Here is a 14,433-nt window from a genome sequence, read left to right as displayed (position 1 = left end):
ATTAACTCCCTGGTGTGAAATTGGTGATGATCCGGATCAATCGGCGTTGGGTGCGACCGCGATCGCGCGGGTTTCTCCGAACTCGCGCTCGCCCTTGGCCCAGCTCTCGCCGCCGTCGGTACTTGTGAGGATCTGACCGAACACGCTGCACGCGGCCATCACGTCTGGCATGTCTGGATGACCGGCAATCGCATAGACGACGGAGTTGGTCAGCGGTGACACCGGCGAGAACGTCCGTCCCCCATCGGTGCTGCGTTGAATTACGCCCCGCATACCCGGGATGTAGTCACCGACACCCACCAGCACGGTCCTCGGCTCGTCATACTTCACCAATAGACCGCGGCTGTACCATATTTGGCCTGAGTCCGGACTAGGCTCCGGATACCGCGAGGGGTTCCAATTGAGCCCGGAGTCTGTGCTCTGGAAGAAGCCGATCGGACACGTCGCATGGACTCCTGATTGCGCGAGCTCCACACTATGCAGATCCTCGTGCCGATCGTCGCGCCACACTTCGGTCGGACCGAGCAGACTCTGCCCATTGTTGAGCAGTACCTGCTCCCAGGTGTCACCGCCGTCGGTGCTCCGAAAAAGTCCATCGATCTCGACACTGATCCAAATATGGTCGGAGTCTTCCCGATCGATCGCGATATCAGTGACTCTCGTTGATCCCGCGTTGCACAATTGCGCGATCTTGACCGGCAGTTCTGTCCAAGTCGCGCCTCCGTCAGCGGATCTCAGGACACCACCAGGGCGCAGTCCCAAGAACAGCGTCGACGAGTCTTCGGGGCTGACCGCCAGTGACCAAACCTCTCGGCCGTCCAATGGTGCCGGGACCGCACGAAAGTGACGACCACTGTCGTCACTTCGCAGCAATACACTTCGGCCGGGTTCGCCGGTAGATGCCGCCCAGATGACAGTCGGGTTATCGGGTGCGAATGCCACCGCTCGAACGTCGACCTCACCGGCCTTGGCATACGGCGGAAGCTCAAGCATGCTGCGCAACCACTGCCGGCCGCCGTCGTGACTGACCCATACGCCTTCGTTCTGGGTACCCAGACAGACGGCGAAGCTGCTCTTCATGTCGACCCTTCAATCACCCAACGGCATTGCAGGCTCCACCATAGCAACAAAATGTCGAACAATATAGTTTTTTGGCAAGTCCGCGTAGACGTCGGACCGAGACGGATCGTTCCGCCAAGTCTCCTCTGCAGCAACGAATTCGGGCTCGGTACCAGGAAAACTGACGGCCCACGTGAACTCAGACTCTCCGCGGTTCATGTATGCGAACTCGACGTTGAAGCCATGCTTTAGTCGCGTCGCTGCGGCACGCGGGAACCATCGAAGAAACTCATCGACGTGATCACCCGCAAGGATGTACCGACGCAGTTGAACTGTCCGCACTGTCAGTCCACGCTAGGAGGCGACGACTTCAAATCGACCTGAGGCAGGTGCTTCCGCAGATATGTCAAGTGTTCGACCATCGCCGCCTCTGCAGCGTCCGGTGTCTGATTGACAATGGCTTTCAGAATCTTCTGATGCTGGCGAACGGTCTCGCGCCCGACCGTGGGCGACAAGTCCAAGTAGTGCACGGGTTCGGTCTCCCGGTGCATTGCATAGACAAAGGCCGATAACAGGCGGTTTCCTGAGGCAGATGCGATGGTGGCGTGGAACTTGGCATCCAAATCGGGCACCTCGGGTGACTCGACCGAGATTGTCTTCTGGCGTCTGACCGTTTCGGCCAGAATCTCGAGTTGTTCATCCGTTCGATGCTCGGCGGCGAGGCGGGCGGCAGGAACTTCCAGGTACTGACGCACCATGGCGACTTCATTCGCCTCCAGAGCCCCTACCCGCAGTTGCTTGTTTACCGACTGCTGGAGCGCCCTTCCCAACGATCGATAATCGATGCGGCTGACAAAACTTCCGCCTTTGATACCAGGCGTCTTGGTGATCAGCGACTCCGCAGCCAGCGACCGCAATGCCTCTCGAACCGTTGTTCTACTCACCCCAAACTGCCGGGCGAGCTCACCTTCCGGCGGTAGCTTCTCGCCGTCCTTGAGTTCGCCGGAGAAGATGATCTCGCGAATCCTCTCCTCGACCTGAGCCCGCGGTCGTAGAACTCGCTGGCCGATCACTTTCGTTCCAGGCGAAGTGGCCATCTCGTCTACCTCAGTCATCCCCGGACTCCTCGAGTTTGAAGCATCCTCCCCGCAATGGATCAACTGTATAACAATTGTATGGCAACACTGTACACCTCAATGAACTGAGTGGATATGGACCAACCCTAGTATGCGCCTGGATCCGGTAGGCGTGGTCACCCGCGGGACTGCGGGTTATAGAGCTTGCTACCTGTACTTTACGGTGCTCTAGTGATCCTGCCCATATTTGGCGCTTCGGGCCACACCACTGAGGGAAGCATGAAGGCTTCGTAACCCATGTTATTGTCAGACAGTTTCGTGAGGGCTGAACGACTGGGGCCAGGGTGGCAAATATCAAGACGACGGTCGGAGTGGTGCGCGAGTCCGGCGCCGACGAGCGCCGGGTCGCTCTGGTGCCCAAAGCGGTCGCGACGCTCGCGAAGACCGGGCTGTCCGTGGTGGTCGAGTCGGGAGCTGGGGAGCGGGCGCTGCTGCCCGATGCTCTCTACGAGGAGGCTGGCGCCACCATCGGCGACGCCTGGGCCGCCGAGGTGGTGGTCAAGGTGGCCCCGCCGAGCGCCGACGAGGTCGCCCGGCTGCGCTGCGGGCAGACCCTGGTCGGGTTCCTGGCCCCGCGCGACGCCGACAACCAGACCGCCGCGCTGCGCGACGCCGGGGTGCAGGCCTTCGCGGTCGAGGCGATCCCCCGGATCTCCCGCTCGCAGGTGATGGACGCATTGAGTTCACAGGCCAACGTCGCCGGCTACAAGGCGGTGCTGCTGGCGGCCTGGGAGTCGACGCGGTTCTTACCGATGCTCACCACCGCGGCGGGCACCGTCAAGCCCGCCACCGTGCTGGTGCTCGGCGTCGGCGTGGCCGGTCTGCAGGCGCTGGCCACGGCCAAGCGCCTCGGTGCGCGCACCACCGGCTACGACGTGCGTCCGGAAGTGGCCGACCAGGTCCGCTCGGTCGGCGCGCAGTGGCTCGATCTCGGCATCGAAGCGGCGGGCGAGGGCGGCTACGCCCGCGAACTGTCCGAGGAGGAACGAGCCCAGCAGCAGAAGGAGCTCGAGCGCGCGATCACCGGCTTCGACATCGTGATCACCACCGCGCTGGTGCCCGGCCGTCCCGCGCCCCGGTTGGTGACCGCCGCGGCGGTCGAGGGCATGAAACCCGGCAGCGTCGTCGTCGACCTGGCCGGCGAGACCGGCGGCAACTGTGAGCTCACCGAACCCGGCCGCACCGTCGTCAAGCACGGCGTGACGATCTCGTCGCCGCTGAACCTGCCCGCGACCATGCCCGAACACGCCAGCGAGCTGTACTCGAAGAACGTGACCTCGCTGCTGGATCTGCTGATCACCGACGGTGTGCTGGCACCGGACTTCGACGACGAGGTCGTGGCGGCCTCCTGCGTCACCCAAGGAGAGAACTGATGTACGACCAGTTGCTGGCCAACCTCGCGATCCTGGTGCTCGCCGGCTTCGTCGGTTTCGCCGTGATCTCCAAGGTGCCCAACACCTTGCACACCCCGCTGATGTCGGGCACCAACGCCATACACGGCATCGTGGTGCTCGGCGCGCTGATCGTGCTCGGCGAGCTGCCTACCGACGCGCCCTGGGGTGTGCGGATCATCGCGTTCGTCGCGCTGATCTTCGGGACGCTCAACGTGATCGGCGGCTTCCTGGTCACCGACCGAATGCTGGGCATGTTCAAGTCCCGCAAACCCGAGCCGAAAGCCGTTGAGGTGGCCGACAAGTGAACTACCTCGTCACTGTTCTCTACATTGTCGCGTTCTCGCTGTTCATCCTCGGCCTGTCCGGGCTGACCGGCCCGAAGACCGCGGTGCGCGGCAACTGGATCGCCGCCACCGGTATGGCCATCGCGGTGGTCGCGACGCTGATCAAGGTGCGCGAGACCGCACCGATCAACTGGATCCTGATCCTCGCCGGTCTGGCGCTCGGCGTGATTCTCGGTGTGCCACCGGCGAAGAAGACCAAGATGACCGCGATGCCGCAGTTGGTCGCGCTGTTCAACGGTGTCGGCGGCGGCACTGTCGCGCTGATCGCCTGGGCGGAGTTCATCGAGACCGACGGGTTCGCGCACTTCACCCCCGAGCAGCACCCGACGGTCGCGCTGGTCGCCGGGTCGCTTCTGGCGGCGATCATCGGGTCGGTGTCGTTCTGGGGTTCGCTGGTGGCGTTCCTCAAACTGCAGGAGTCGATCCCGAAGAACGTCGAGAAGCGGCTGGTCGCCTCCGCCAAGCTGTTTCAGGCCGCCAACGTCGTCCTGCTACTCGGTGCGACGGCCGCGGCGATCTACATCGGGCTGGCCGCCGGCGTCGGCAGCGCGCCGTGGACCATCGTGCTGGTGCTGGTGCTGGCCGGTCTGATGGGGTTGTTCGTGGTGTTCCCGATCGGCGGTGCGGACATGCCGGTGGTCATCTCGTTGCTCAACGCACTGACCGGATTGTCCGCCGCGGCAGCCGGTTTGGCGCTCAACAACACCGCGATGATCGTTGCGGGCATGATCGTCGGCGCCTCGGGTTCGATCCTGACCAACCTGATGGCGGTGGCGATGAACCGGTCGATCCCGGCGATCGTGTTCGGCTCGTTCGGCGGCGGTGCTGCCGCGGTGGCCGGGCCCGGTGGGGACCAGGGCGCCGTCAAGTCCACCTCCGCCGCCGACGCCGCGATCCAGATGGCCTACGCCAACCAGGTGATCGTGGTGCCCGGCTACGGGCTGGCCGTCGCCCAGGCGCAGCACACCGTCAAGGAGATGGCCGACCTGCTCGAAAGCAAGGGCGTCGAGGTGAAGTACGCCATCCACCCGGTTGCAGGCCGCATGCCCGGGCACATGAACGTGCTACTGGCCGAGGCCGACGTCGAGTACGACACGATGAAAGAGATGGACGACATCAACGGTGAGTTCAACCGCACCGATGTCACGCTCGTCATCGGCGCCAACGACGTCACCAACCCGGCGGCGCGCAACGACCCGTCGAGCCCGATTCACGGGATGCCGATCCTCAACGTCGACGAGTCGCGGTCGGTGATCGTGCTCAAGCGGTCGATGAACTCGGGCTACGCCGGGATCGAGAACCCGCTGTTCTTCCTCGAACACACCTCGATGCTGTTCGGCGACGCCAAGAAGTCCGTCGGCGAGGCCATCGAGGAACTCAAAGCCCTCTAGCCATCTCAACTAAGGAGGTTCACTGCGCCATGGCATACGTGATCACCCAGAACTGCTGTAAGGACGCCAGTTGTGTCCCTGTGTGTCCGGTCGACTGCATCCGTCCAGTCTCGGGCGCAGGGGAATTCACCGAGACCGAGATGCTTTATATCGACCCGGACACTTGCATCGACTGTGGTGCTTGCATGGAGGAGTGTCCGGTCGACGCCATCCACTACGAAGATGACTTGCCCCCAGAGCTGGAGCGGTTCCGTGAGATCAACGCCGCTTATTTCCGCCGGAACTCCTTGATATCGGACGGCCCCGCGATCGGTGGAACCCACGATCAAGTCGCGCCGGGAACGCTCCGCGTTGCGATTGTCGGTGCTGGTCCGGCTGCTTGTTACGCCGCCGCAGAACTGCTTCGTGTAGGCGGGGTGGAGGTTGATATGTTCGAACGACTGCCAACCCCGTTCGGGCTCATTAGATCCGGTGTCGCACCCGATCATCAGAACACCAAATCAATTGGTGCGCTGTTCGAATCCCGCTTCTCCAATCCGCGGTTCAGCTGCCATCTCAACGTCGAGGTCGGCCGGGATCTCACCCATGGTGATCTTTTAGATCACCATCACGCGGTGATCTATGCGGTCGGCGCCTCTTCGAGCCGTCGTCTGGATATACCCGGTGAGGATTTGCTGGGTAGCCATCCAGCGTCTAATTTCGTCAGCTGGTACAACGGCCATCCGGATCACGCATCGGCGGGCTTCGACTTCTCGACCGAGCGCGCGGTGATCATCGGAAATGGGAACGTCGCTCTTGATATCGCGCGTGTCATGCTCAGCGAAACCTCTGAGCTGTCGAAAACCGATATTGCTCAGCATGCCCTCGATGCCCTGGCCAACAGCGCCATTCGAGAAGTGACGATCATCGGTCGACGTGGACCCCGCGACGCCGCCTTCTCCGTCGGGGAGTTCTTGGCGCTCACCCACCTGCCTGAAGTAGATGTGGTGATCGACAGCGACGACCTCGACGATCATCCTGACGACGATGTGGAGACCACGCTCAAACTCGAGATCGCCCGAGAGGTTGCGGGGCGTCAGCAAAACCCTGCTCACAAGCGAATCGTTTTCCGTTTTCTCACCTCACCCATCGAGGTAATCGGTGACACTCGCGTCGAGGGGCTTCGCGTACAGCATGCCGACGGGACAGCCGAAGTGCTCGAAACCGCGCTGGTGCTCCGTTCGATCGGCTACACCGGGGCGAAGGTCGACGGGCTCCCCTACGACAACTCACACGGAGTGGTACCGAATTCGGGAGGCAGGGTACTCAACGAGGATGACGAGTCGATCCCGGGCGTTTACGTGACCGGCTGGATCAAACGCGGACCGCGCGGCGTGATCGGCACCAACCGGCCCTGTGCACAGGAGACCGTGTCTAAGCTGTGGGAGGACTTCGATGCCGGACTCCTCGACCGCCCGGTGGCAGATCGCTCGTCGCTGTTGACACTTCTGGGACAACGCGCGAATCCGGTGACGTGGCAAGGTTGGCGTGCAATCGATAGCGCGGAGCGGGACCGGGGGTCGGCATCATCGCGTCCTCGCCTGAAGTTCGTCTCCATCGAGGACATGCTCGCCGCGGCACGGTAGTACGATTGACCCCGCACGGCGGCCGCAGCTGGAACGCCTAGGACTGTGCTGAATTAAACCCGCGTGGCGGGGGTGGTTGTGCTGAGGTCCCGGGGATGATCGATGGGTGCAGGGTCGTTCTGATGATCAGCGTGAGTTGTTGGATGCTGAGTCGGTGGCGGGGCATCTTTTGAAGTCCGACAGTGTGTTCGCGTTCCTGGCCGCGCATTGGAGTTCATTGTTCCCCGAGGAGATGTTCGCCGATCTTTTCCCGTCACGTCGGGGTCGGCTGAGTGTCCCGGCCGAGGTAATGGCTTCGGTGATCACCCTGCAGGCACTACGCTGGCTGTCGGATGCCGAGACCGTCGACGCGGTCACCTTCGACCTGCGCTGGCAGGCCGCGTGCGGGTTGCCGATCACCGCGCCGGCGTTTCACTCCACGACGTTGACCTACTGGCGACGCCGACTGGCGGCCTCGCAGTCACCGAACCGGATCTTCGAGGCGGTCAAGGCCGTCGTCGCCGAGACCGGGGTGCTGGCCAACAAGACACGGCGAGCGCTGGATTCCACCGTGCTCGAGGACGCTGTCGCCCCCAGGACACCGTGACTCAGCTGATCGCCGCGACCCGCCGCGTCAGCCGCGAGGTCCCCGGCGCGGCCGAGGTGGTCAAATCCGAGTGCACAGCCCACGATTACACCGATCCGGGCAAACCCGCGATCGCGTGGAACGACAAGGCCGCCCGCGATCAGCTGGTCGACGCCCTGGTCGGCGACGCGCACCGCCTGCTCGGTCATCTGCCCGACCAGGATCTGGGTCCCCGCGCGCTGAGGCCGTCGCGTTGTTGGCGCTCATCGCCGGCCAGGACGTCGAACCCGTCTAGGGGTCTGATGGCACCGACGGGCAGTGGCGCATCGCTCAGCGAGTCGGCCCCGGATCGGGTGATCTCCGCCGTCGATCCCGATACGCGTCACGCTCACAAGACGGTGCACCGCCGACAGGACGGCTTCAAAGCCCACCTCGCGATCGAACCCGACACCGGCATCATTACCGACTGCGCGTTGACCAGGGCCACCGGTCCCGACAACCACGAAGCTGTCGTCGGACTGGGCCTACTCGACAGCGAAACCCGACCAGTGCGGGTGCTCGGGGATGCGGCCTACGGCATCGGCGCGGCGCGGGCCGCACTGGCTGAAGCCAAGCACGTCGCGGTGATCAAGCCGATGCCGTTGCGAACCCCGGTACGCGGCGGATTCACCAGCGACGACTTCATCGTCGACTTCGACGCCCGTACCGTCACCTGCCCGGCCGGCCACACCGCCGCTATCGCACCGCGGGGTAGCGTGAGTTTCCAAAGGCACTGCGGCCCATGCCCGCTCAGATCGCAGTGCACGACCGCCAAAGACGGCCGCAGCATCCAGATCGGCGAGTGCGAACCGCTGCTATGTGAGGCCCGCCGTCGCGCCCGCACTGCCAGATGGCAAAACGAGTACCGCCGGCACCAAACTATGGTCGAACGCTCCATCGCCTGGCTCACCCGAGGCAACCGCAAAGTGCGCTACCGCGGTGTCGCGAAGAACGACCACTGGCTGCACCACCGCAGCGCGCACTCAATCTGCGTCGCCTCATCGTGATCGAAGTCCGGCGGCGTCGACCCGGACGGCACTCTACCGCCGGGTTTGAGGTCGGGGACGTCGGCTGGGTCGGGATCCGGAGGTATGGCGGTCATCGCTGTGCGGAAACCCCTTCGCGCGGACGTCACTCATAAATCCCTTCGACATACCACTGCCGTTTGCGGTAGCACAGCAGCAGCGCCCGACCCTCGTCGCCGTGCTCGACGAGCACCTGCGCGCGGGCGGTGCGGCAGGCCCTGGCTTGGGGATCCCACCACCGTTCGTCAACCGGCCACGGCCCGGCCCACCAGGCCAGCCGGCCCGCCTTGATCGTCTTACCGGGCGCGGCCAGTCGCGCGGGGTCGGCGGAGAACAGCCCGCGGCCGGTCACCCGCACCGGATTGCCGTCCGCATCGAGCAACTCGACCGGATCATCGAGCAGCACCGTCGGGGAGGGTTCCGGAAGCCGGCCGGGCCACGGTTGATCGGGATCGGCGCGGGGCATCTGCTCGTCGCCCAGCGGCGTGAACGTGATGCGTTCGGCGGGTCCACGGCCACCGCTGAGCATCGGCAGCTGCACGGCTTCGGGTCCGAGCAGACCCTGCACCCGCACAAGTGCCCGACGGGCGCGTAGCCGGTCCTCTTCTCCGACCCCACCCCACAGCGGCAGTTGCAGCGCTTCTGCCGAGACCACCTCCACCGGCCGCAACCGGATGACCGTGACCGGTGCGGTGGGCCGGTCCTCGGGGTGGCGCCTGTTCAGCCAGCCGTCGAGTTGCCAGCGCACCCGGTCCGCGGTGGCGTCCTCGGTCAGCGGTTCGGCGCAACGCCAAACCCGTTCCAGCTCTTCACCGTTGGCGGTGACGGCGTGGATGGCCAGCCGGGTGCAGCCCACCCCGGAGGACTCCAGGCTGCGGTGCAGGTCGCTTGCCAGGGTGCGGCCGGCGAATGCGGCGGCGTCCACCCGGTCGATCGGCGGGTCGCAGTCCATGACGGCGTCGAGTTCGGCCGCCGGTTCGCGACCCGATGGCCCCCGCGCGGGCTCGCCGCGGGCGAACCGGTGTGCGGCCACCGCGTCGGCCCCGAACCGCGATGCCACGTCGCTGCGGGACAACGCCGCGAACTGTCCGACGGTGCGGATACCCATGCGCCACAGCAGATCTGCCAAGTCCTCCCGCCCCGGTGCGGCCAGGCTGGGCTCGGTGGCCAGCTGCCGGATCGACAGGGCGGACAAGAACAGCGCATCGCTGCCCGCTTCGACGATCCGCCCGGCCCGCGCGGCGAAGACCGCGGTGGGCAGCTGATCGGCGATGCCGACCTGACATTCGGCCCCGGCCGCGGCCACCGCGTCGACCAGTCGTTCGGCGGCGGTTTGTTCGGACCCGAAGTAGCGGGCCGCCCCGCGCACCGGCAACACCAGCAGACCCGGCCGCAGTACCTCGGCGCGCGGCACCAGGTCGTCCACCGCGGCGGTCACCCGCTCGAAGTGGCGAGCGTCGCGCGCCGGATCGGCGGTGACGACGTGTAGAGCCGGGCATCTGGCCTGCGACTCCCGCCGGCGAAGCCCCCGTCGCACGCCCGCCGACCGCGCCGAGGCCGAACAGGCGATGACCCGGTTGGCCAGCGTCACCGCCACCGGGGCCGTCGGCGCCAACCCCGCCGCGGCGGCCGCAGCGACCGCAGGCCAGTCCATGCACCAGATCGCCAGTACGCGCGAGGACATCTCACCGCGCCACGGGCGTCGGACCGGACCGGCCGCTCACCGCCCGCCCACTTACCGAGAAGGCCAGCCGCACCTTGCCGATGCGACCGAAACCCGGACGTCGCACACCCGTCGGTCCGGTGATCTCATAACCGCAGACCCTGGCCTCCAGCCGGGCGGACGCGCCCTGCCAGTCGCCGTGGGTGACCAGCAGGGTGCAGCCCTTCTGCCTGGCTCGCGCCACCACCGCCCGGGCACGGGTGGCAGGGACCGACCGGCCGCCCAGGTCGAGCACCACCAGGTCCATGCCGTCCATCAGCACCGCGGCCACCTCCACCGGGTCCGTCCCGGGTTGGGGGATGACCGCGATCTTGCTCAGATCGGCTCCCATTTCCACGGCGGCCAGCAGACCGATATCGGGCTGGCCGACGATCGCGGCGTGCCCGCCCTTGGCCGTCACCGCCGCCACCATGCTCACCGGCAGCGACCGGGCGCCCGACAACACCGCCACCGTCCCGCGTGGCAACGGCGCAAGCGGGAGTTCACCCAGCGGTTCGGGCATCGGCAGCAAACTTTCCGAGGCCGGAAGCACCGCACTCGCCTGAGCCTGCCCGCGACAGCCGCCGCCCACCTTGCCGGACACTGCCGCTATCTTGCGACGCAAGTGTTCCACCTGTTCAATGCGGGTAAGCCGGCGCAGCTCGAGGTCCACAGCGGCTGTCACAACAGCACCTCCCGTCTCATCAGTTACCCGCTGTTTTCGAAAGTATGTTCGATACATCGAGTAAACACCCACCCTCCGACAACCGTCAAGCGCGCCGGCGCCGAGTGTGGGGTTGTGCGACGCGAGTCGCCCGGGCGCGTGACACCACCCATCACTCGGACTCAAGACATCAGCAATTGCTGACATTGACAAATGTCACCATTTAGTGCTGTGCTTCAACGATGCTCGCACTGTTCGCCGACAAGCGCAGTCGCAACGCCACCGCCGTCATCACCGGCGCGGGTAGTGGTATCGGTGCGGCCTTTGCGGTCGAACTTGCCGGCCGCGGCGGCCGGGTGGTGTGCAGTGACGTCGATGAACCCGCGGCCCAAGCCACCGCAGATGCGATTAATTCCAGAGGCGGGCAAGCCATCTCGATTCGCTGCGACGTCGCTCGGGTCGACCACGTCACCGCGCTGGCCAAGCACGCACAATCCTGGTTCGACGGCCCACCGACCGTGGTGGTCAACAACGCCGGCGTCGCCGCGGGCGGTCTGCCGATCGGCGCGATCAGTCTCGAGGACTGGCGCTGGGTCCTCGACATCAACCTGTGGGGTCCGATAAACGGCTGTCATGTGTTCGCGCCGATCCTGCGCGGCTCCGGCCGGGCGGGCGGCATCATCAACGTCGCATCGGCCGCGGCCTTCGGTGCGGCACCGGGGATGGCGGCCTACAACGTCAGCAAGGCCGGTGTGCTGTCGCTGTCGGAGACGTTGGCCGCCGAACTGTCCGGCACCGGCGTCAACGTCACCGCACTGTGTCCGACATTCGTCAAGACGAACATCGTCCAATCCGGGCGGATATCAGACAGATCCACGCAACTTGCCGACCGGCTGATGCGCTGGACCGGCTTCTCCGCCCGGCGCGTGGCGCGCATGTGTCTGGACACCATGGACCGTGGCGGTCTGTACTGCATGCCCCAACCCGACGCCCGGATCGGCTGGGGCATCAAGCGGTTCACCCCGACGGTGTACACCCGCGCTGTCGGTCTCACCAACCGCGTCACCACCTAGGAGGACCGATGGCGATCGATATGGACGCGATGCTGGCCAAGATCAAAGACCGTCAGTGGGCGCTGGCCGACATCGACTGGGACGCAACAGGCGCCGATCTGATCACCGACGAGCAACGCCCGCAATTGAAGGCGTTCATGGCCGACCTGTGCTGGATCGAGAACATCGGCGCCCGCGGGTTCGCGGCCCTCGCCAAAAAGGCGCCGACGCCGACGATCGCCGAGATCTACCGGTACTTCCACGCCGAGGAACAGCGGCACGCCAACGCCGAACTCGCGCTGATGAAGCGCTGGGGCATGCTCGACGACGGCGAGGTCCCCGAGCCCAACGTCAACATCCGGCTGGCCATCGACTGGCTGGACCGGTGGGCCGACGACATGCCCCTGTCCCTGCTCGGCACCGTCATTCCGATGCTCGAGGTGGCGCTGGACGGCGCGCTGTTGAAATTCCTGCTCGACGAGGTACAAGACCCGGTCTGTCATCAGGTGTTCGAGAAGATCAACAACGACGAATCGCGGCACCTGGTAGTCGATTTCGAGGTGCTCGACATGATCGGGCAAGCCAGGATTCGTCGCCTGCTGATCGACTTCGTCGGCCACCACGCCACACCGGGCCTGGTGATCGGCGCGGTGATGGGCGCCCCGCTGATCAACCGGATCCGCAACGAGATCGTCGCCATGGGCATGGAACCGGAGCGGTTGTACCGTGCGGTCAAGCGATTCAAGGAACTAGGCGACCGCGGCGAGCACACAAGGCGGGTTCCGACCTACCGGTTCCTTCGGCGCTACGCCGGGGTCGTCACCAACCCGCGTCATCCGTATCACCTGCTGGCCAACTCAATGGTCTGGGTTTCCGACAGATATCCGCGTCCGCTGCTGCCGTCGGTGCCGAGTTGGGTCAAAGAGGTCACCCATGAGCCGGCGGCTTGAGATGAAGGTCCACGACACGCTGATCGTCGGCGCCGGGTTCACCGGCATCGGGGCGGCGATCAAACTCACCGAGGCCGGCGTCGACGACGTGGTCATCCTCGAACGTGGCGACCAGGTCGGCGGCACCTGGCGCGACAACACCTATCCCGGTGCGGCGTGCGACATCCCGTCGCTGCTGTACTCGTTCTCGTTCGTCAAGAACCCGAACTGGTCGCGGTCCTACTCCTCCGGCGGCGAGATCCGCGGGCATATCGAGGAAATGGTCGACGACTTCGGCCTGCGCACGCGGATCCAGTTCGGCATCGAGGTCAGCGGTCTGGATTTCGATGCGCACGACGGCGTGTGGACCGTCAGGACAACGGGACGCAAGCGCTTTCTGGCCCGCACCGTGGTGCTCGCATCTGGGCCACTTCCGGATCACAAGTGGCCCGACATCCGCGGCCTTGACAGCTATCGGGGCCACAAAATTCACAGCGCGCGTTGGGATCACGACTACGACTTCACCGGCAGGCGGGTCGCCGTCGTCGGCACCGGGGCCAGTGCCGTGCAGATCGTGCCCGAACTGGTGAAGCGCGCTGACTTCGTCAAGGTCTTCCAGCGCACCCCGGGTTGGGTGCTGCCGCGACTCGACCTGGCCACCCCGGCCGCGGCACAGACCCTGTTCACGAAAGTCCCCGCGGCACAGGAGCTGGCGCGCCAGGCGCTGTTCTGGGGCCATGAACTGACCGCCACCGCGCTGGTGTGGGACACCCCGCTGAGCGGGCTGGTCGCGCGGCTGGGCAAGGCGCATCTTCGGCTGCAGGTCAAGGATCCGTGGCTACGCCGCCAGCTCACCCCCGACTTCACCCCGGGATGCAAACGGATGCTGATGTCCAGCGACTATTACCCGGCGCTGCAACGCGACAACTGCAAGCTCATCGACTGGCCGATCGCCACGATGAGCCCCTCGGGTATTCGCACCAGTGACGGCGTCGAGCACCACCTCGACTGCATTGTGTTCGCCACCGGGTACGACGTCCACCTGACGGGTCCGCCGTTTCCGGTCACCGGGATCGGTGGCCGCTTGCTGCGTGACGACTGGGCCACCGGCGCGCAGGCCTACAAGTCCGTCAACGCCCACGGATATCCGAATTTGTTCTTCATGACCGGCCCGAACTCGGGTCCCGGCCACAATTCGCTGCTGGTCTACGTGGAGGGCCAGATCGACTACACGGTCAAGGCGATCACCACCATCCTCGATGGGCGCCTGCGCTATCTGGACGTGCGGGAGGACGTGCAGCGGCGCCACAACGAGCGCATCCAGAAACGGCTGGCCAAGACCACGTGGATGTCGGGCTGCCGCAGTTGGTATCTGACCGCTGAGGGGTTCAACGCGGCGATGTTCCCCGGTTTCGCCACGCAGTATCTTCGACAGATGCGCGATTTCCGAACCTCTGACTACGTCGTGGTCGCGCGGGAGCGCCACACGGTCACCACACCGGTCTGAC

The 14,433-nt window shown here is 65.3% G+C and carries 11 protein-coding genes and 2 pseudogenes; 8 read left to right on the top strand and 5 right to left on the bottom strand.

The window, feature by feature from the left end; translation table 11 throughout:
• Positions 1–36 precede the first annotated feature (36 nt).
• Positions 37–1,080: a WD40/YVTN/BNR-like repeat-containing protein gene (locus ABQE89_RS19815; protein ID WP_448419726.1), complete on the bottom strand. Its 1,044-nt coding sequence runs from the start codon at positions 1,078–1,080 to the stop codon at positions 37–39.
• Positions 1,081–1,403: 323 nt separating this feature from the next.
• Complete coding sequence (locus ABQE89_RS19810) at positions 1,404–2,174, bottom strand: FadR/GntR family transcriptional regulator (protein WP_448419724.1); 771 nt, start codon at positions 2,172–2,174, stop codon at positions 1,404–1,406.
• A gap of 305 nt (positions 2,175–2,479) precedes the next feature.
• Between ABQE89_RS19810 and ABQE89_RS19805 the strand changes: the two genes are divergently transcribed.
• From ABQE89_RS19805 to ABQE89_RS19785, 5 genes and pseudogenes are all read left to right on the top strand, one after another.
• Entirely contained in the window at positions 2,480–3,568 is a 1,089-nt protein-coding gene (locus tag ABQE89_RS19805; protein WP_448419722.1) for a Re/Si-specific NAD(P)(+) transhydrogenase subunit alpha, read from the top strand.
• Entirely contained in the window at positions 3,568–3,894 is a 327-nt protein-coding gene (locus tag ABQE89_RS19800) for an NAD(P) transhydrogenase subunit alpha part 2 (RefSeq protein WP_448419720.1), read from the top strand. Before ABQE89_RS19805 ends, ABQE89_RS19800 begins: the two co-directional genes overlap by 1 nt.
• On the top strand, positions 3,891–5,324 hold the full coding sequence (locus ABQE89_RS19795; protein ID WP_448419718.1) for an NAD(P)(+) transhydrogenase (Re/Si-specific) subunit beta: 1,434 nt from the start codon (positions 3,891–3,893) through the stop codon (positions 5,322–5,324). Before ABQE89_RS19800 ends, ABQE89_RS19795 begins: the two co-directional genes overlap by 4 nt.
• A 29-nt stretch (positions 5,325–5,353) precedes the next feature.
• Positions 5,354–6,949 carry an FAD-dependent oxidoreductase gene (locus tag ABQE89_RS19790; RefSeq protein WP_448419716.1) on the top strand — a complete coding sequence of 532 codons (1,596 nt, stop codon included), beginning with the start codon at positions 5,354–5,356 and terminating at the stop codon, positions 6,947–6,949.
• Positions 6,950–7,055: 106 nt separating this feature from the next.
• A pseudogene (locus ABQE89_RS19785) lies at positions 7,056–8,574 on the top strand (IS1182 family transposase); the annotation flags it as partial.
• A gap of 30 nt (positions 8,575–8,604) precedes the next feature.
• Here ABQE89_RS19785 and ABQE89_RS19780 read toward each other — a convergent pair.
• From ABQE89_RS19780 to ABQE89_RS19770, 3 genes and pseudogenes are all read right to left on the bottom strand, one after another.
• A pseudogene (locus ABQE89_RS19780) lies at positions 8,605–8,655 on the bottom strand (DUF6480 family protein); the annotation flags it as partial.
• Between the two features lie 29 nt (positions 8,656–8,684).
• A complete protein-coding gene (locus ABQE89_RS19775) occupies positions 8,685–10,262 on the bottom strand; it encodes a DNA polymerase Y family protein (protein WP_448419714.1) in 1,578 nt (525 codons plus the stop codon).
• Position 10,263: 1 nt separating this feature from the next.
• Positions 10,264–10,965 carry a DnaE2-dependent mutagenesis accessory factor ImuA' gene (locus tag ABQE89_RS19770; RefSeq protein WP_448419712.1) on the bottom strand — a complete coding sequence of 234 codons (702 nt, stop codon included), beginning with the start codon at positions 10,963–10,965 and terminating at the stop codon, positions 10,264–10,266.
• 221 nt (positions 10,966–11,186) lie between these two features.
• Here ABQE89_RS19770 and ABQE89_RS19765 point away from each other — a divergent pair, with 221 nt between their 5' ends.
• From ABQE89_RS19765 to ABQE89_RS19755, 3 genes are read left to right on the top strand one after another with little or no spacing between them, the layout of a single operon-like run.
• Entirely contained in the window at positions 11,187–12,017 is an 831-nt protein-coding gene (locus tag ABQE89_RS19765) for an SDR family NAD(P)-dependent oxidoreductase (protein ID WP_448419710.1), read from the top strand.
• Positions 12,018–12,025: 8 nt separating this feature from the next.
• A complete protein-coding gene (locus ABQE89_RS19760) occupies positions 12,026–12,946 on the top strand; it encodes a ferritin-like domain-containing protein (protein ID WP_448419708.1) in 921 nt (306 codons plus the stop codon).
• Positions 12,930–14,432 (top strand): flavin-containing monooxygenase, encoded by a 1,503-nt coding sequence (locus ABQE89_RS19755; protein ID WP_448419706.1) that lies wholly within the window; start codon positions 12,930–12,932, stop codon positions 14,430–14,432. Before ABQE89_RS19760 ends, ABQE89_RS19755 begins: the two co-directional genes overlap by 17 nt.
• The last annotated feature ends 1 nt before the right edge of the window (position 14,433 follow it).

It is taken from the genome of Mycolicibacterium sp. XJ1819 (assembly GCF_053483675.1).
The sequence above is the reverse complement of the archived record's forward strand: the minus strand, read 5'-3'. Positions and strand labels throughout refer to the sequence as shown.